Source organism: Vagococcus bubulae (genome assembly GCF_003950315.1).
Taxonomy (GTDB): Bacteria; Bacillota; Bacilli; order Lactobacillales; family Vagococcaceae; genus Vagococcus; species Vagococcus bubulae.
This window is the reverse complement of the sequence record NZ_NGJT01000001.1, coordinates 29,422-47,620: the sequence shown is the minus strand read 5'-3', so window position 1 is coordinate 47,620 and position 18,199 is coordinate 29,422. Positions and strand designations below refer to the sequence as shown.

At 33.5% G+C, this 18,199-nt stretch carries 16 protein-coding genes; 5 read left to right on the top strand and 11 right to left on the bottom strand.

Features of this window, described 5'->3' with window-relative positions; all coding sequences use genetic code 11:
- Positions 1–2: 2 nt before the first annotated feature.
- From CBF36_RS00195 to CBF36_RS00180, 4 genes are all read right to left on the bottom strand, one after another.
- Positions 3–1,715 carry a hypothetical protein gene (locus CBF36_RS00195; protein WP_125955553.1) on the bottom strand — a complete coding sequence of 571 codons (1,713 nt, stop codon included), beginning with the start codon at positions 1,713–1,715 and terminating at the stop codon, positions 3–5.
- A gap of 180 nt (positions 1,716–1,895) precedes the next feature.
- A complete protein-coding gene (ybaK, locus tag CBF36_RS00190) occupies positions 1,896–2,396 on the bottom strand; it encodes a Cys-tRNA(Pro) deacylase (RefSeq protein ID WP_125955551.1) in 501 nt (166 codons plus the stop codon).
- Positions 2,397–2,402: 6 nt separating this feature from the next.
- Positions 2,403–3,173, bottom strand: a complete 771-nt coding sequence (aroD, locus tag CBF36_RS00185; RefSeq protein WP_125955550.1) for a type I 3-dehydroquinate dehydratase — start codon at positions 3,171–3,173, stop codon at positions 2,403–2,405.
- 30 nt (positions 3,174–3,203) lie between these two features.
- Positions 3,204–4,379 carry a class I SAM-dependent rRNA methyltransferase gene (locus tag CBF36_RS00180; protein WP_125955548.1) on the bottom strand — a complete coding sequence of 392 codons (1,176 nt, stop codon included), beginning with the start codon at positions 4,377–4,379 and terminating at the stop codon, positions 3,204–3,206.
- Positions 4,380–4,586: 207 nt separating this feature from the next.
- Between CBF36_RS00180 and CBF36_RS00175 the strand changes: the two genes are divergently transcribed.
- A complete protein-coding gene (locus CBF36_RS00175; protein WP_125955547.1) occupies positions 4,587–6,755 on the top strand; it encodes an LTA synthase family protein in 2,169 nt (722 codons plus the stop codon).
- Positions 6,756–6,775: 20 nt separating this feature from the next.
- On the opposite strand, the gene abc-f is transcribed toward CBF36_RS00175, so the two are convergent.
- Complete coding sequence (abc-f, locus tag CBF36_RS00170) at positions 6,776–8,356, bottom strand: ribosomal protection-like ABC-F family protein (RefSeq protein ID WP_125955545.1); 1,581 nt, start codon at positions 8,354–8,356, stop codon at positions 6,776–6,778.
- A 358-nt stretch (positions 8,357–8,714) separates the two neighbouring features.
- On the opposite strand from abc-f, the gene CBF36_RS00165 reads away from it, so the two are divergent.
- The 3 genes from CBF36_RS00165 to CBF36_RS00155 are packed head-to-tail and all read left to right on the top strand — an operon-like array spanning position 8,715 to position 10,166.
- The gene (locus CBF36_RS00165; RefSeq protein ID WP_125955544.1) at positions 8,715–9,413 is read left to right on the top strand and encodes an AzlC family ABC transporter permease; all 699 of its coding nucleotides are present in this window, start codon (positions 8,715–8,717) and stop codon (positions 9,411–9,413) included.
- Positions 9,410–9,742, top strand: coding sequence for a branched-chain amino acid transporter permease (locus CBF36_RS00160; RefSeq protein ID WP_207854429.1), 333 nt, complete (start codon positions 9,410–9,412; stop codon positions 9,740–9,742). Before CBF36_RS00165 ends, CBF36_RS00160 begins: the two co-directional genes overlap by 4 nt.
- A gap of 16 nt (positions 9,743–9,758) precedes the next feature.
- Positions 9,759–10,166 (top strand): hypothetical protein, encoded by a 408-nt coding sequence (locus tag CBF36_RS00155; RefSeq protein ID WP_125955542.1) that lies wholly within the window; start codon positions 9,759–9,761, stop codon positions 10,164–10,166.
- A 43-nt stretch (positions 10,167–10,209) separates the two neighbouring features.
- Here the strand turns inward: CBF36_RS00155 and CBF36_RS00150 are convergent, their stop codons facing one another.
- From CBF36_RS00150 to CBF36_RS00125, 6 genes are all read right to left on the bottom strand, one after another.
- Complete coding sequence (locus CBF36_RS00150) at positions 10,210–11,061, bottom strand: VOC family protein (protein WP_125955540.1); 852 nt, start codon at positions 11,059–11,061, stop codon at positions 10,210–10,212.
- A 90-nt stretch (positions 11,062–11,151) separates the two neighbouring features.
- The gene (locus CBF36_RS00145; RefSeq protein WP_125955538.1) at positions 11,152–12,498 is read right to left on the bottom strand and encodes a sensor histidine kinase; all 1,347 of its coding nucleotides are present in this window, start codon (positions 12,496–12,498) and stop codon (positions 11,152–11,154) included.
- Complete coding sequence (locus tag CBF36_RS00140; RefSeq protein ID WP_125955537.1) at positions 12,477–13,145, bottom strand: response regulator transcription factor; 669 nt, start codon at positions 13,143–13,145, stop codon at positions 12,477–12,479. The genes CBF36_RS00145 and CBF36_RS00140 overlap by 22 nt, the downstream gene beginning before the upstream one ends.
- 1 nt (position 13,146) lies before the next feature.
- Positions 13,147–13,869 (bottom strand): ABC-2 family transporter permease, encoded by a 723-nt coding sequence (locus CBF36_RS00135; protein WP_125955535.1) that lies wholly within the window; start codon positions 13,867–13,869, stop codon positions 13,147–13,149.
- Complete coding sequence (locus CBF36_RS00130) at positions 13,862–14,617, bottom strand: lantibiotic immunity ABC transporter MutE/EpiE family permease subunit (protein ID WP_125955533.1); 756 nt, start codon at positions 14,615–14,617, stop codon at positions 13,862–13,864. The genes CBF36_RS00135 and CBF36_RS00130 overlap by 8 nt, the downstream gene beginning before the upstream one ends.
- Positions 14,601–15,317: a lantibiotic protection ABC transporter ATP-binding subunit gene (locus CBF36_RS00125; RefSeq protein WP_125955531.1), complete on the bottom strand. Its 717-nt coding sequence runs from the start codon at positions 15,315–15,317 to the stop codon at positions 14,601–14,603. Before CBF36_RS00125 ends, CBF36_RS00130 begins: the two co-directional genes overlap by 17 nt.
- 283 nt (positions 15,318–15,600) lie before the next feature.
- On the opposite strand from CBF36_RS00125, the gene CBF36_RS00120 reads away from it, so the two are divergent.
- Entirely contained in the window at positions 15,601–18,183 is a 2,583-nt protein-coding gene (locus CBF36_RS00120; protein WP_125955529.1) for a MucBP domain-containing protein, read from the top strand.
- Positions 18,184–18,199: the final 16 nt, after the last annotated feature.

The window sequence follows — 18,199 nt, the reverse complement described above, 5'->3', positions numbered from 1 at the left end:
CTTTACGGCTGAGGTAAGTCTCTTTTTTGTATTTTAACAACATAAACACTATAAAATAACGCCAGTATACCAGAAAATACCATACTATATTTTATTAAAAAAGGCGGATCATAATAAATAGATAGCTGGTAATCTCCTTTAGGTAACTGAAATGATAAAGTTCTCTCGGATGAGAGGGTTGTTTTAATGCGTCTCCCATGCTCATCTTCCACCACTATCCCACTATACCCAATAATGGGTGTAATAACAGTATTTGTTGGATCCGTTAGTGTCAGTTCTATTATCGCTGCATGACGTTTAAACTGATAAGGCATTGGGACTTCTTCTTGATTCACTTGCCCTATCTTATCTTTAATGCGTTTAGTTTGTTCGTCTGTCAATCCTGCTGGAAAGTAATCTTTATTCACTGACCTTTCATATCGTCTCGTTGTCACAATATCTTGCTTACTATACATTAATTTATTTAACGACCGACGAATCATTAAAGAATTGACACTAAGAGTCGACATAATTAAAATACCGACACTTAATCCAAGAATCACTCGTTTTCTTGACAGCGTAGTAACCTGACTTAAACTGTCAGCTAAAATAGCCGCTCCTAAAAAACTGCCAAATACTGATAAAAATGGCATTAAACGAAATGGAAATTGAATAATAGATAAGGGTGTCTGTTGCAACAGATGCCAAGGAAACACTGATGTCATCATGAGTGTTATGACAAGTGATACCCATAAACATAGTCTGAGTAGTTTATTTTTCCGAACAAAGGATTCTTTTTTCCAAATCACTTGATACACGCCAATAATAAGAGTAAACAACAAAACAATGCCAATGCTCATGTAACTTAAATAATTGACACTAGAGGATGCCAACATAACTCCAACATTTGCGGCTTCACTAGCTAAATCATGAATTCGTACAGAACGAATATGTAGAGTAAACATTTCATAAATAATCGGAGCTAGCGCACCAAACGAAAGCAACACAGTCATAACGGCACTAAACACTAGTTGCTTGAAAACTTGTGTCGTAATCATTTTTTTAATCAGACTAACCACAAATAATACCGCTAAAACAACAACGGCTAACATGAGCGATAAAATATGTGAGTACGAAATAAGTGCTAATCCACCAATCAGCCAATATTTTTTTGTTCCGTTGTCTTTTAAAATACTATAAAATCCAGCAAATACTAAAGGATACATGGTTAAAACAAAAAATTCACCCAAATCAAATCGTTGATAAAAACAAATCATTCGATAATGAGAAAATACATAAAAAAATGAAAAAATAAACGGTAGATACTGCTTGGCTCGCATGTTTATTTGTGACAAAGCGATATTACTAATATATTTGGCACACTTGTATGCAATATAAAACGTCAGTAAATTCATCAAAAATAAATACCCATACACGCCACCAATCACTGATTGAAAAACAAAGGATAATAACGCGATTGGCAAGACTGTTGTGAGCGTAGGATAAAAAATATTTGCTCCATAAAAAATATCATGCTCACCAAACTTTGCGATAGCTTGCGTGTGCCCTGTGTCTTTTAATTGATCCATGACACCAAAAATTCGTGCAAAATGAAATGGATAATCATCTCCACGAATAAGTGCCACATGCCATCCTGTTAAATCCACAATCGGTAACATATAAAGTAATGATAATCCTATCCACAGAAATAGAATAAAAAAACGTTCTTTCTTCATTTGTCATCCTTCTTTATTTAATCTATTAATAAAAAACATCGTACAACATAAAATAGATTTTTTAGTTTATTAACTATGTCAAAACATGGTTATATTACCAAATAATCGTTCAATACGCCAATAAGAGCTATTTTTATAGCGAGTTGATTTTTAAGTACATATAAAAAAACGATTATAGGATTACCCTAAAATCGTTTCATCTTCTGTTAAATTCGCATATTGTCCTCGTGTCACGTTTAATAAGTCTTCCGGTGAGACGCTCATTTGAAGTCCACGTCGCCCCGCTGAAACATGAATGGTATCAAAAGATTTCGCTTCTTCAGCATAATAAGTCGGAAATAGTTTTTTCATTCCAACAGGAGAACACCCTCCATGAATATAGCCTGTTAAACTTTCGAGCTCTTTCATTGGTAGCATCTCTATTTTTTTATTACCACTGACTTTGGCTAATTTTTTTAAATCCAGTGTTTTATTTCCAGGTATTACTGCCACAACAGGGCCTGTTTTATTCCCCACAGTCACAAGAGTTTTAAACACTTGATTTTCATCAATCCCTAACGCATGAGCCGTTTCAAGTGCCGCTGCGTGCGTGTCACTATACTCATACTCTCTTGTATCAAATGCTATTTTCTTTTGTTCTAAAATTCTAACGGCATTTGTTTTGGCTTTTTTCTTAGACAAGACTATCTACTCCTCGTTTTTGTATCCAATGACTTCCATAGCATCTCTCACAACTGATATCGGCAGTTGTCCAGGTGCGGATGATTTTTTCCCATTCGATGCATATGTCATCACTGACCCAAATAATTCACCCGTCATACGTGACAATTGCCCAAATTCTCCCATACTAATCAAAACAAAAGGAATGTCTGGATAGTCTTCTTGTATGTTATTCGATACTTCAAGAACAGAAAGCATATCAGATAAATCACTTGGTGTGACAGCTAATTTACACACATCGCCACCAAAGTCATACATGTCTTTAATGGTTTCTTCCATGTGTTCTTTTTTAGGCGTAAAATGATTATTATGTTTTGATACAATCGCTCGAACACTTTTTCTTTTAGAGTAATCCAATATATCAGTTGGTCTTTCTAAAAGCATTTCAAGTTCTAAATCAACCATATCAATATAGCCTGTATCAATCATTGTGCGGTTGAGTTCAAGATATTCATCTAACTCAATATGTTGTCCGCCACCTTCTTGTAATGTTCTATAGGTAAAAATAAGTGGCTTATCATCTATGGCATACCGCACAAAATAGGCTGCTTTTTTCATGAATCTTGCATCATGAATATACATAAAATAATCTGCGCGCCACTCGATGACGTCGCAATCTAATTTACTTAATCGTATGGCTTCTGAAAATAATTCTTCAAAATTCTTTGCCACAAGTGGTACACATACTTTTGGTTTTCCTTTTCCTAATTCAAGGTTACGTACTTTTAACTCTGACATCAAACCCCACCTATCATTTCATAATCACATTTATTTCACTTGGTAAAACAATACTTTTAAATAATTTCCTTCGCTAAATTCTTTTGCCACTCGGAAATCTTCTGGTAATTGATATAATTCTAAAAACGTAAACGCACGACCAGTTTCTTTTATCCCAGACTCAACCATTTGTCTAAACTTATCTAACGAAACATTTGCAGCATTTGTTGACGCGATGAGTAACCCGTCTTTATTCAATAACTCTACCGCTTCTGTTGTTAGCTGTTGATAGTCTTTGGCAACAGAAAATACTTTCTTTTTATTTCTTGCAAAACTTGGTGGGTCCATTACAACAATATCAAAAGTGAATTGTTTTTTAAAAGCGTATTTAAAATAATCAAAAACATCCATTACTATTATAGACTGATTGTCAGTATTAAGTCCATTCACAGCAAATTGTTCTTGTGTTTTTTGTCGACTTCTTTTTGCTAAATCAACACTTGTTGTTGACACAGCACCTCCCATTGCACTTGCAACAGAAAAAGCCCCAGTGTAGCTAAAGGTATTTAATACTGTTTTTCCAATCGCATATGTATCAGTCAAACGACTTCTGACTTCTCGTTGGTCTAAAAAGATGCCTGTCATTAATCCTTCATTTAAATAAGTCGCATACGTGATGTTGTTTTCTTTGATTAAAAGTGGCTCAGGCGCTTTTGTCCCATTTAAAAATGTTGACTCAGGTATGCCTGTTGTATTAAAGCGAATTTTTTCGTATATTCCCTGATACGCAATATCAGAAGACATCAACGCTTCTAATATTTCTTCTTTTAATTGGTAGATGGTGTCATTATACCAAGAAACCACTAGAAAACCAGCATACCAATCAATCGTCACGCCACCTAATCCATCTCCTTCACCATTAAACAAGCGAAAAGCGTTGGTGGCTTCATCTTTAAAAAACGTTGAACGATAATCTTTGGCTTCATTAAATAGGTTAATTAAAAAAGATTTATCTATCGGTTGGTTTTCAGAAAAACTTATCATCCAACCTAATCCTTTATGTTGTTTTCCTAAATAGCCATATCCTAAAAATTCGTCTTTTTCAGAGTAAAAACTTACCCATTCTTTACAATCATCTTGGGCATTTACCATATCTTCAGCTTTAATTAATGGATAATGGCCTTTGTATTTTTGACTTTTCTTTTGCTTTATTTGTACTTTCTTCATGCAGTCAATCCCTTTAATTTCTATTCATTTATTGTATGATACTACTATATCAGTTTTTGAGCTTTTTTGCTCCCTTTTTTAAGGATGTTAGTTCTATATTTTTTTTTAAGAAAAATGACCATAATTGACAGACATGTAAGGAATATGTAAAATGTAACATGGAGTATTCAGCTTGGTGGTCTAGTGACGCTAAGTTGTTAAGAAAGGATGTTTATTTTGAAACATAAATATAATAAAAACTGGATTAACACCAGGATGGGTTTTTTCTCATTAATGGTTGTGTTATTCTGGCTAAAAAACCTACTAGCTTATACAGTTGACTTTAATTTAGGAATTGAAAGTTTTTTCCAATACGTTATCTTATTCATTAGTCCTGTGGCAACAACAGTCTTTTTATTCTCTGCCGCACTCTATGTAAAAAGTCCGAAAAAAGCCTACATTACGTTACTGATTATCTCATCATTAACCACCTTGTTACTTTTTTCTAACGTCATTTATTACAGAGAATTTACAGATTTTATTACCGTTAACACCATGCTTGGTGCCGGTAAAGTAGCTTCTGGTCTTGGTGAAAGTGCTCTTCGTATGTTTAGACCATATGATTTATTGTATTGGATTGATATTATTGTTGTGATTGTCTTACTTGCGACTAAAAAAATCAAGATTGATGAAAGACCAATCGCTGCACGTTCAGCTTTTGCTGTCACAAGTTTTTCCATTCTATTATTTTCAGCTAACTTAACTTTAGCTGAAACTGATCGACCTGAATTATTAAAACGAACATTCTCAAGAAATCATATCGTCAAATATTTAGGGATGAACGTCTTTACTGTTTATGATGGTGTGCAAACATATAACGCCACTCAACGACGAGCTCAAGCTAGTCAAAATGACTTGGTTGATGTACAAGAATATGTGAAAACACATTATGCTGAGCCAAATGATGATATGTATGGGATTGCTAAAGGACGTAACGTGATTTATATCCATTTAGAAAGTTTCCAACAATTTTTAATTGATTACAAATTAAAAGATGAAAATGGTGTTGAACATGAAGTCACTCCATTTTTAAACAGTTTATTCCACTCTAATGAAACATTTAGCTTTGATAATGCCTTCCACCAAGTGGGTTCAGGTAAAACAAGTGATGCTGAAACATTATTAGAAAATTCATTCTTTGGATTAAGCCAAGGACCATTGTTCACTCAATTAGGTGATAAAAACACATTCCAAGCTGCACCTGATATCTTAGGTCAAACACAAGGATATACTAGCGTTGCCTTCCATGGTAATGGTGGCTCTTTCTGGAATCGTAACGAAACATATAAACGTTTAGGTTATAACTATTTCTTTGATGGTAGTTACTATGATGTCAATGAAAATAACTCATTCCAATATGGGTTACATGACAAACCATTCTTAGAACAATCCATTCAATATTTAGAACATGTGCAACAGCCGTTTTATTCTAAATTTATTTTAGTATCTAACCATTATCCATATGCAAAATTTAAAGATGATAATGCTGGTTTCCCTATCGCTAATACATCTGATGCCACAATCAATGGTTACTTTGCAACGGCAAACTACTTAGATACAGCCGTTAAAGAATTCTTTGATTACTTAAAAGCATCTGGTCTTTATGACAATTCAGTCATTGTGTTATATGGTGACCATTATGGTATTTCAAATTCTCGTAACAAATCTTTAGCTGAATTACTTGGTAAATCAAAAGAAGAATGGAACGAATTTGATGATACTGCTGTCCAACGTGTGCCAGTTATGTTCCACGTTCCTGGTCAAACTAAAGGTGGGGTTGATCACACATTTGGTGGTCAAGTTGACGTCTTACCAACACTGCTACATTTATTAGGTGTTGATACTCAACCATATATTCAGTTAGGACAAGATTTCTTCTCTAAAGACAAAGACCAAATAGTTGCCTTTAGAAATGGAACCATCGTCACACCAAAATACACGATCTTAGGTGAAACCATCTATGATACAACAACTGGTGAATTAATTGACACACCAACAGAAGAACAATTAGCAGAAATAGCGGACATAAAAGAAAAAGGAAACACACAGCTTCATATGTCTGATGCGATCACAAATGGTGATTTATTGAGATTTAATACAAACAGTGGATTAAAACCACTTGACCCTGCTAAGTTTGATTACAAAAATGAGTTAGATAAACTCCTTCAAGTTGAACAACAAAAAGGAGACAAATCAACCAGTGTCTACTCACTACATAATAATCAATCAACGGTTGACCTATTTAAAACTCAAACATATAAACAAATTGAAGAAGAAAAAAATGGAAATACTCAAAGTAGTGCAACCACTGAAACTTCTTCATCAACAGCTAAATAAAGCGAAAACCACGCAAGAGTTTAACTCTTGTGTGGTTTTTTGTATTCTTGTTTTAGTTGTAATAATGATTGAAACACTTTTTCTAACTCTTGGCTCGGCTCAATGCTCATCTTACCTAACACTTCACTGATTTTTGTTTCAAGTACTAATAAATCATCTTTACTTTTTGCTTTTACTTTAATTGATTGTTGTTCTTGGTATTCTATGTAGTTGCCATCAAACATCTTAATCTGCTCATTTTCGATAATAAGAAGTTTAGTCGCAATAGACTCCACAAAACTTCGGTCATGTGACACAAAAATGACCGTTCCATCAAAAGCTAATAATAATTCCTCAAGAGCGTTTAATGCTTCAATATCCAAATAATTTGTTGGTTCATCTAGCAGCAATGTGTTTATGTCACTTAATATCAATTTAGTCAACGTAACTTTGACGCGTTCCCCACCACTTAATACCTTAACTAGTTTTTGAATGTCTTCTTCAAAAAATTGCATTCGTGCTAAAATCGTTCTTGCTATCATTTGATTCGATTCTCTTGACGTAGATAACACATTTTCTAAAATAGTGCTATTTTCTTCAAGCAAATCAACCTTTTGAGAAAAGTATCCTACTTTTATAGCAGGTGACAGTTGGATAGTATCCTCTCCATTTAAAATCATTTGCAATAAAGTGGTTTTTCCAACACCATTTTTTCCAATAATCGCGACTTTTTCTTTATTTTTGATGTAAAAATCACTTCCTGAAAACAATGTTTTTTTCCCTATTTTTTTCGTTACATTGTTTCCTCGTAAAATTATATGGTCTCCAGATAAGTGAGATAATGATGTGGACATCGTTAACTTCGCGACTTTTTTTGGTGCTTCAACATGAGTGAGTTGTGCTAATCTTGTTTCTAATGCTTTAGCTGATTTATCAAGCTTTTTTTGCTTCTTAGCATAATAAGGCTTACTTCCTCCAACTCTTTCCCCCGCTTGTTTTTTCTTTTTAGGAACTGACATCGCTCCATTTGCTTGTTGTTTTTTCATGCGAATGGCTTGTTCTAGTTCTGATTTTTCTCGTTTATATTGTTCATACTCTTGCTGTCTCGTTTTTTCATCTGCTTGATACTGTGCTAAAAAGGTAGAATAATTCCCTTTAAATACACTTAATTCACCATCTTTTAAAAACCAGATTTTATTACAAACCGATGTTAAAAATGTTCGATCGTGTGAAACAACCACCACGCCTTCATGATGTTCTAACACGTTCTTTTCAACCCACTCAACATGCGTGTCATCTAAATTTGTTGTTGGCTCATCTAGTAACCACACGCTTTCCTCTGTAAAAGCCTGTTGTAAATATCGCTGTGTTTTCTCTCCTCCACTTTTATCATCAAACCCTTCTTTAAATTGTTTGACTAACGTCACAGAAGTATGGTGTTGAATCAGCGTGTCTTCTACACTTAATTCTTTAGCTAAAATATGTAGTAAGGTTGTCTTGCCACTCCCATTTGTCCCAATTAAACCTATTTTATCGCCTTTATTTACTGATAACGGATTAAGATTTAACATTAAATCTGGTGTCAATTCATAAGTAATGTGAGTTGTTTCTATTTGCTTCATAAAATCGTCTCCTCATTTTAGGAGAAAAAAATCCTCCTATCATTCTTAGAATAGGAGGGTTTAAACGTGTTAAGGGTAAATTAAATAAGCTTATTTTCCCAAGACTACTTTATACAACCACACCTATTCTACAAATAAAGATAAACGCATAACAAAATAAACTTGTTTCATCGTTTTCTTTACTTTGCTTATAAATAGGATTTAGTTGTACATGTATTTGGGTCACCCTTTCATTAATTATTGTTTTCACTATAACATGGTGATACTTGTTTTGACAACCCACTTTAATTGACTGACTTGACAGATAATTCTAACAACTGTATGATAGAAAAAATATTCATTTATTAGGGGGAGTTAAATGAAAAGAAAAGCATTTGAAACAGCTTTGCCTTATACATTACCAATTTGTGTTGGGTTTTTATTTTTAGGGATGTCTTATGGTTTTTTAATGCGAAGCATGGGATTTAGTGTCTGGTACCCAATGCTCATGAGCTTTTTTATTTATGCAGGCTCAATGGAATTTGTCACAGCTAACTTGCTCATGTCAACTTACAATCCACTTTATGCCTTTGTTTTGACTCTTTTAGTCAACGCTAGACACATATTTTACGGGATTTCTATGTTGGACAAATACAAAAATACCGGTTGGAAAAAGTTTTATTTAATTTACGGGATGTGTGATGAATCCTTCACGATAAATTGTACGGTTACACCACCAAAAGATGTTGATAAAGGATGGTTTATGTTTTTTGTCACGCTATTAAATCAAATTTACTGGGTAGGTGGCGCGACACTTGGTGCGTTACTAGGTTCTGTCATAACCTTTGATACAACTGGAATTGAATTTGTCATGACCGCTTTATTTGTTGTCATGTTTATCAATCAATGGGAAGAAACAACTGATCATAGACCAGCTCTCATTGGATTGATTAGTTCGTTTATTTGTTTGATTTTGTTAGGAGCTGACAATTTTATGTTGCCGGCAATGGCTTTAATTGTGTTAATCTTTACCTTAGATAGAAAAAATCTAGATAAACAGGAGGTCACCACATTATGACAACCATGTCTTTGCCTCATCAACTGATTACAATTACCGTTGTAGTGATTGGTACAATGATTACTCGCTTTTTACCTTTCCTGTTATTTCCAGAAAATAAAACACCACCAGCCTATATCACTTATCTAGGGAATGTTTTACCTTATGCCACAATGGGACTGTTGGTAATTTTTTGTTTGAAAGATGCTGTGACTAGAGCTTTTGCTTTCCCAGAGTTACTCACTATTTTATTTATTGTCATCATCCATAAGTGGAAACACAGCACATTTTTAAGTATAGGATTAGGGACTGTTTTTTATATGGTTCTCATTCAAAATATTTTTTTTTAGAAAGGATGCTACCTAAATGAAAAAAATAAAGATTGGTGTCATCACTATTTTAATCTTTATCAGTTCATTCTTTTTGATAAAAAAACAGCAATATACCCAACTAGTCAAACAAGAAATGAGTCAGTATACTGATTCTCATATTGTCGATAGCCAAGAAATTGACAATACTAAACTATCTTACCAATGGATTAATAATCAATATATCTATCAAATCAAACTGAAAAAAACAGATAAAACAACTTACATCACACTGCATTACGATGTTCCTCAAACAATTTTGACTTCTGTTTTTCAGCCATCCGTTAAACCGTTTCAACCCAATATCTACACTCATTTTAATGGAAAAACTATTGATTTTGATAACCAATTAACAATAGATATCTTTAAGAATGTCTCGTTTAAACATTCTTTTTCATCGAAATAGCTAAAACCATCTACCTAGAACAAAAGATAGATGGTTTTATTTTTTAACTAATACGTAAATATACTTTTATTTGCGATGGATCAATCGTATAAAAAGTGTTATTTTCTTCATAAATAGAGGCACCAATTTTTCTAAGTGACATCAGTTTCTCATCTCTGATTGTCTCACTTGGAAATAAAATAGTATAACTTTCGATGCCTGTCTCTGTTTTTTCGGCATGTTTAATCTGCGTACCTGACCAAGTATTTAATGCGATGTGGTGATGGTAGTTTGAATCAGATAAAAATAACGCCTCTCTTCCGTAGCGACTGACCACATCAAACCCGAGCCCATCAACATAAAATTGTTTATTTTTTTCTAAGTCATTTACTTGTAGATGAATATGTCCCATCACCGTTCCTTTAGGTAATCCATTCCAAACTGGGTTAACTGATTCTTTTAACAAATCATCAAAATCAACTGGATCTGTTGTCATCTTCACTTCTCCATTTGACCATTGCCAAACACTCGCATCTCTATCAACATAAATTTCAATGCCATTGCCATCTGGATCATTTAAGTAAATGGCTTCACTAACTAAGTGATCTCCTCCACCCAAACGAACGCCTAAATTAATAAAATGTCTCACGACTTGAGCTAAGTCTGCTCGTTTTGGTAATAGCAAAGCAAAATGGTATAACCCTGTTCGTTGTTCTTGTTTTTTGTTTATATTGTTTGGTTGGGTGATCGTTAACAAAACATCCTGACCATTTGTCGTAAATGACACACTATTTGACGTTTGTTCTTTTATTTTTAATCCTAATACTTCTGTATAAAAACGTGTTGATTGATTTAAGTCACTCACTCTTAGCTGAACTTCTCCAACATAAGTCACTGGTTTTTGATGGAATGTCATATTTTATCGACCTCTTTCTATAACTCTTACTTTATGTAAGTAACTATACAACGAAAAAGACAATACTACAACTAACTTGCTTCGTCCTTTTTATTTTATAAACACCATACTAATAACCGCACCAGTTTGATGAAAATGATCACGATTTTTTATAATTAGTTGCCCATTGTTTCTCTTCACTATTTCTTTGACAATATGAAGTCCCAATCCGTGTGACGTGGTATTATCTAACTTACTAGATACATATTTTCTTGAGGCTGCTTCTAGTATCACGTCAGAAAAACCTGTTCCCTCATCCGTTACCGTAATACGATAGTCATCATGATTATCACTAAAATCTAGCAGAATAGTCGAATTGATTTTAGAATGTTCAATCGCATTAATCATAATATTTTGTAAAGCCATCGCGATACCATCTGTTTCAAGTAGCTTATCACTTATATCAGCACATGTTATCATTAGAGTTCGATGATGCGTATCGCATAATAGCTGTGCCATATCAATCCAATTATTCAATACATCCTTGGTTACTCCCTTTTTTTCCTCAAACATATGTGTTGAAATCATTCGTAATTTTTCAACGTAGCTTTCTAAACGAGAGACACCTTTTTCCATGTCTGATACTCTTTCGTAAGATGTTTCTGTCAACTCTTCTTCACTTAATAATTCAAGATTACCTTTAACCAATGTGATGGGTGTTCTAATATCATGTGTCACCGACTCAATCAGATGGCGTTGATTTTCTTGCATTTGCCATTGTTCCTGCAAAGATTCTTTTAAATCATGTGCTAGTACATCAATCGTTGATAACACTTCATTTATTTCTTTATAATCACTCGTCATTCTTGGGTAATCAAGATTATGTTGTTGAATGTAGACACTGGCTGTTGAGATTTTTTGAATTTCTCGTTTCAATCTCTTCGTTAATCTCACAATTAAAAATAAAAAACCACTTATCCAAACAAAAAAGACTAAAAACCAATAAAACCCTTCAACATGAGGAATAACTTGGTTAAGTGACTTTGATGAAAAGAGCATACTCAATTTGTAACTCACAATCAGTTCTTTCTCACCAACTGTGTAATATCGAAACACTCTTGCCCCAATAAAACTATCCTTTGAAGCTCGTCCTGTTTTTTTAGCTGTTTTGACATATGATTGATATGTCTGATTAATGGTATTATCCACTATGTTTCCCTTTTTGATATACTCATAATCATAAAAAAAGGGTAAACTTTCTGGTGTCCAATTATCCGATTTAAACTCTTTTTCAACTTGATTAAGTTGACTTTCTGGGTAATTCGCCGGATAGATTATTCCAACATTCACCAAAATATTAAGGAGTACAAAGAAAAAAACCATGACAAAAAACGTGTAAAGTAACTCCATAACAGCATATTTGGTTACTAATTGTGTTAATCCTTTTCTACTTCCCATTTATACCCCACTCCCCAAACTGTTTTAATTGGATTCACACCAAAAGGATGAAATTTGGCCCGAATTTGTTTCACTCGCTCAGTCATTGTGGTTTGGCTATCTCCCACTGCGTCCAATCCATAAACAGAGGTATATAGATTTTCTTTAGAAAAGACTTGTCCTTTATTTTTTAACAAGAGTTCACAAATAGTGTATTCACTAGACGTGAGTGCGATTTCTGTTTCATCACAAAAGAATCCTTTTGCTACTAAATCACACGATACTGGATAATCTACCAACCGATAGTGCTTTTGACGTTGCTCTCTTCTTAAATGAGCTGCTACTCTGGCGCGTATTTCTTTAATGGAAAAAGGTTTCGTGACATAATCATCTGCTCCCAAAGCAAATCCTTCTAATTTATCTTTTTCAAAATCTTTTGCTGTCAGAAGAATGATAGGTGCATCAATCCACTCTCTATATTGTTTTAAAAACTCAAAACCAGTCATCTCTGGCATCATGACATCTAATATCACTAAATCATACTGTTTTAAATCATCAGGATTGATATCATTAGCACCTAACTTAACATCGACTGTGTATTCTTTACTGAGGGCATTCCCTATTAATTTTAATAAATCTTCGTCATCATCTATCACTAACAGTTTCATTTTATTCCTCCAATCGTGTCACACCATCCCAATTATTATACCAAAGCGACAATAGGTAGAGAAGAATTGACGTTATTAAAACAGAGCCCATCCAAAATAGACTGAGCACATGAAAAGGAATCATTTCTTTTCCTACATCAAAGGTAAGTTTTATCGGCCATGTAAAAGGCAAAAACTGGCAAATATTGTCACCCAAATGAGTTGTCCCAAGTAAAATGGCTGCTAATGTAGTCAAACACCCCATTATGACGCTACCAGAATAAGAAAATCGTAGTGATACATATTGATAAACCACAATCATTGGCATTAAAGTGATTAGTAGAGTGATGGTTAATAGAATGAACTCGGTACGATGAAATAATTTATCCGTAACTAATAAAAAAATAGCCAATAGACTCACTGCTATTAAAACAACAACCACACAAATAAGCTTTATCAATACAAATCTTGTTAAAAATAATCGCCGTCTGTTGATACCAATTCGTAAATCATTGGCATAGAAACTAGCCAATTTATCTGAATCATAAACCATCGGAACAAGCACACTCAAGGAAAAACTAGCGATAATGGACAGCATGGCAAAAAATGAGAGTACCTCTTGTCCTTTTAATGTTTTAGAAACAGAAAAAAACACACAAATGATAACCGAATATAATATGGGGGCTAGTATCATTAACACTCTCACTGGAGTCCTTTTACTTCTAATCCAGTATGATTTAATCATTGTTTTTCCTCCTCGACACGATAGTTAGTAATATAAGACTTAGCACATAAACACACAAACTTAAAATGATGCCTATATAAATTGACTCTCTATTCATCAAGGGGTGATGCTCCGCCAAAAATGTGCCATTGGGATGAATACCAATAATAGGTGCTAACATACGTAAACTATATGAGCATGGAAAAAACACCCACTTTGATGTCACTGCCATAATAGGTGATGGAAAAACCAATAAAAAGTTAATCAAAATGACGATAATTTTTTTATGTAATAGTTCTATAAATAAAAATGACAGACCAATCACTGGCAAACTTCCAATAAAAAGAATAATAGTTGCCATAACTAAGGTCTTAATTTGAATCATTTCATGAAAAATAAAGGTTCCTACTCCATCTATAAGTATAGAAGAAATTATTAACATCAACAAAAGTTCTCCTAGCACGATGGCATTTTTTGCTAGTAGCATCTTACTTTTACTTAGCCCTAAACTTTTTTGTCTAATAATATGTGCGGTTGTTTCTTTACTACAACTGTTGACAACCAATAAACTGAGGATAACTGGTAAAATCAGAATTGGATACCAATTAAATGATGTTGCCATGATGTAACTTTTACCTGGTGGTGCGATGCCCATTAGATTAACCATTAGAAGATTAAATACTACCACAATGATAGGCACAAGATTCATCAGTGTCACATTGGCAGAACGTTTTTCTTTGATGCCCTCTGCTTTAATATACTTCATCATTTTCTCTACCATCCTGTTTAATAATTTCCATAAATAATTCTTCAAGATGAGTATCAGTTGGATCATTTTTTCCTTCATAACGCAATCGTCCATGATTGATAATCCCTACTTTATCAGCAACCTGTTGCACTTCACTTAATAAATGACTTGATAAGATGACCGTGATTCCTTGACTAGAAAATAGCTTTATTAATTCCCTTAACTCTTGTATTCCAACAGGATCAAGTCCATTTGTCGGTTCATCTAAAATCAATAATTTTGGATGATTGATTAACGCCATAGCAATCCCTAAACGTTGCTTCATTCCAAAAGAAAAATCTTTTGCTAATTTTTTCCCTGTATTATCTAACGAAACAATGGATAAGACTTCCTTAATTCGTGTTTTACTAATATTTAATAATGTGACCAAAACCTCTAAATTTTCATAAGCAGTTAAATTAGGATAGATAGCAGGATTTTCAATAATCGCTCCTATCTGTAGTAAGTCGCTTTGTTTGATTGGCTTTGACTTAAAATAAATTATGCCGGAATCTGGTTTGATAACTTGGGTGATCATTTTTAGTAGCGTTGACTTTCCTGCCCCATTTGGTCCCAATAAACCATACACTCCTCCTTCCTCTATTGTTAATGACAGATTATCTAAAACAACTTGATGTTTAAACTGTTTTGACACATCTTTTATTTCAATTATATTCTTCATTGTCATGTCCTCCTTTTGATGACCTTATTATAATGACTAAATATAATTGAAATATAATGTAAAAATGTATTCTACATATTTTTATAAACTTTACATTATCCTATTTTTTCCTCTAAAAAACGTATCTTTTATCTACAGAATATCTTATAATGATATGTGTTGAGAAAATTATCATTCATCATTACTAAACGATTAAAATAAACACCTATTCGTTTACTTTTTATCTTGATTAATTTATAATTTAACTCAATTTGAAATATATTCAAAAAAGGAGGTATTAATTATGAGGAGAATTAATAAAGCGACTGTCTTATTAATTTTTTTATGTAGTGCCGCATCTGGTGGTTCACTTATCGTGCATTCAAAAACAAGCCAACAACTTAATCATAATAGCCCTTTTATCAAAGACACTTTACCTTTAAATACGACTTTAATAAATAATAACTCTCCCTCTTTTCGATCTGGTGAATCTCTATCAACTGAGATAGCACCTTCTACTGCTTGGTTTTCTAAAACTGTATTTCCAGGATATGAAGATGAAATCGATGAATTAAATGAGGAATCAATTGTTTGGGACAGCACACCCTTTATTCTTAAACGAAATACCAAAAAAGCGGTATTCCAACCCTTATGTCGAATCGACTATAGTACATTTGCTAACCGTACTGATTTATCAAAAATAAAGTATACGTTTACCTTGAATGGACCTGGAACAATTGATTGGAACGATGTAACGTTGTTTAGAGAAGCAGATCATTATCAGTATCCAACAACTGCTATTACTCTAACTCAAGAGAGCCAAAATGTTTATACCTATGAAATTGATATTAGTCAAATTGCACAAACTGTTAACTCCGAAGATTTATTTGTTTTTGGTTTAAAGGTCAATAACCTAGATTATGATATTGAAACAAATCTCAGCTTTAAAACAGAAGTTTATTATAAATCTGATCCAACAATCATTACAGTACAACCAAATATTAATGGTATCTCCTTTGCTAAGGAAAATCTTCAACTAAATCTTCCGCCAGAAAAAAAATTATGTGTAGGTGATACTCCTCCTAACTATAAAGATGGAGCTAGTTCTAGTCTTGATTTTCAATCTCAATGGTGGCCATCTGATTTTACTGGAAAAACAAGTGATATTACCATTGATTCAACTCAAGTTGATTACAATACACCAGGAACATATCAAGTAAACTATTCAGTTACAAGTGAAACAGGTGAAACGACGGTTACAAAAGATTTAGATGTAACGATTGTTGATAACAGTATCACTATTAACTATCAAGACGAAGAAGGAAATATTCTACAAACAAACACATTGCCTTATCAAGCAAAAGGAACTCCTTTTTCTGAGAAATCCCCTGCTATTCCTGGCTACTCTTTAAAAAATCAATCTGATAAAACGATTGAGGGAACATTCAATTGTGATGCTCAGACATTTAATGTGACATATAAAAAAGATAGTGTGACACCACCACCTGCTATTCAGTATGGTAAAGTCACTACTTTATTCATTGATGAAAATGGAAATTCTATTGCTGCTCCTGTTGTTGATAATGGGGTTGTAGGGACAGACTATCAAACAAGTCCGATTGATATCGAAGGATATACCCTTACTTCTGTCCCTAATAATAAAACTGGGAAATTTAGTAATGAAAATATCACCGTGACCTATGTTTACAAAAAAGATGTTGTCACGCCTCCTTCTGTTGAATACGGACAAGTCACAACTGTTTTCGTGGACGAAAACGGACATTCTATTGCTGCTCCTGTCGTGGACACTGGGATTGTCGGAACAGACTATCAAACTTACCCAATTGAGATTGATGGATATACTCTTATCTCCGTTCCTAATAATGAATATGGACAATTTATTGATGGAACAATTACTGTTACCTACATTTATAAAGCAAATGATGTCACGCCTCCTATAAATGAATATGGACAAGTCACAACATTCTTCGTTGATGAAGATGGGAATTCTATTGCTGCTCCTGTCGTGGACACTGGGATTATAGGAACAAATTATCAAACAAGTCCGATTGATATCGAAGGATACACACTTATCTCTGTTCCGAATAATGAGATAGGACAATTTATCAATGGGAATATTACCGTCACTTATGTTTATCAAAAAGATGAAACAATACCTCCTTCTATTGAATACGGACAAGTCACAACATTGTTTGTTGATGAGAATGGAAACTCCATCTCTAAACCGATTGTTGAAACTGGCATTGTAGGAGAAACCTATCAAACAAGTCCAATTGACATCGAAGGATACACCCTTATCTCTGTTCCTAATAATGAGATAGGGCAGTTTATTAATGGAGATATTACCGTCACTTATGTTTATCAAAAAGATGAAACGATACCTCCTTCTATTGAATATGGTCAAATTACAACATTGTTTGTTGATGAAAATGGGCAATCTATTGCAGAGTCAATTGTCGAGACTGGCATTGTTGGTGAAGATTATCAAACTCATCCAATTGAAATTAATGGTTATCGTTTAGTTTCTGTTCCTGATAATGAACGCGGGAAATTTGGTAATGAAAATATCAATGTCACCTATGTATATGAGCGAATTTCCGATGATTCTATCATAGATGATACAAAAGATGATAATGATGTAGAGAAAAATGATGAAAATAATGTCGTAAACAATCAAAATATTGGTAACGGAAAAACTGATGATACTAATACAACAACAAAAGATGCAATCCTTCCTTCAACCAATAATACGTCAAAAAAACTTTTACCTAAAACTAGCGAGGCTAAAGAAAATAAACTAGTTATTTTAGGATTAATGATGTCATCCATCACTAGCCTAATTACTGTATTTCGTCGTCAAAAGTAGTATCCCCCCTTTTTTC

Bases quoted from the DNA above. Each gene is read 5' to 3' on its own strand.
- CBF36_RS00195 (WP_125955553.1), bottom strand. From the start codon at position 1,715: ATGAAGAAAGAACGTTTTTTTATTCTATTTCTGTGGATAGGATTATCA.
- aroD (WP_125955550.1), bottom strand. From the start codon at position 3,173: ATGTCAGAGTTAAAAGTACGTAACCTTGAATTAGGAAAAGGAAAACCA.
- CBF36_RS00180 (WP_125955548.1), bottom strand. From the start codon at position 4,379: ATGAAGAAAGTACAAATAAAGCAAAAGAAAAGTCAAAAATACAAAGGC.
- CBF36_RS00175 (WP_125955547.1), top strand. From the start codon at position 4,587: ATGTTTATTTTGAAACATAAATATAATAAAAACTGGATTAACACCAGG.
- abc-f (WP_125955545.1), bottom strand. From the start codon at position 8,356: ATGAAGCAAATAGAAACAACTCACATTACTTATGAATTGACACCAGAT.
- CBF36_RS00165 (WP_125955544.1), top strand. From the start codon at position 8,715: ATGAAAAGAAAAGCATTTGAAACAGCTTTGCCTTATACATTACCAATT.
- CBF36_RS00160 (WP_207854429.1), top strand. From the start codon at position 9,410: ATGACAACCATGTCTTTGCCTCATCAACTGATTACAATTACCGTTGTA.
- CBF36_RS00155 (WP_125955542.1), top strand. From the start codon at position 9,759: ATGAAAAAAATAAAGATTGGTGTCATCACTATTTTAATCTTTATCAGT.
- CBF36_RS00150 (WP_125955540.1), bottom strand. From the start codon at position 11,061: ATGACATTCCATCAAAAACCAGTGACTTATGTTGGAGAAGTTCAGCTA.
- CBF36_RS00145 (WP_125955538.1), bottom strand. From the start codon at position 12,498: ATGGGAAGTAGAAAAGGATTAACACAATTAGTAACCAAATATGCTGTT.
- CBF36_RS00140 (WP_125955537.1), bottom strand. From the start codon at position 13,145: ATGAAACTGTTAGTGATAGATGATGACGAAGATTTATTAAAATTAATA.
- CBF36_RS00135 (WP_125955535.1), bottom strand. From the start codon at position 13,869: ATGATTAAATCATACTGGATTAGAAGTAAAAGGACTCCAGTGAGAGTG.
- CBF36_RS00130 (WP_125955533.1), bottom strand. From the start codon at position 14,617: ATGATGAAGTATATTAAAGCAGAGGGCATCAAAGAAAAACGTTCTGCC.
- CBF36_RS00125 (WP_125955531.1), bottom strand. From the start codon at position 15,317: ATGAAGAATATAATTGAAATAAAAGATGTGTCAAAACAGTTTAAACAT.
- CBF36_RS00120 (WP_125955529.1), top strand. From the start codon at position 15,601: ATGAGGAGAATTAATAAAGCGACTGTCTTATTAATTTTTTTATGTAGT.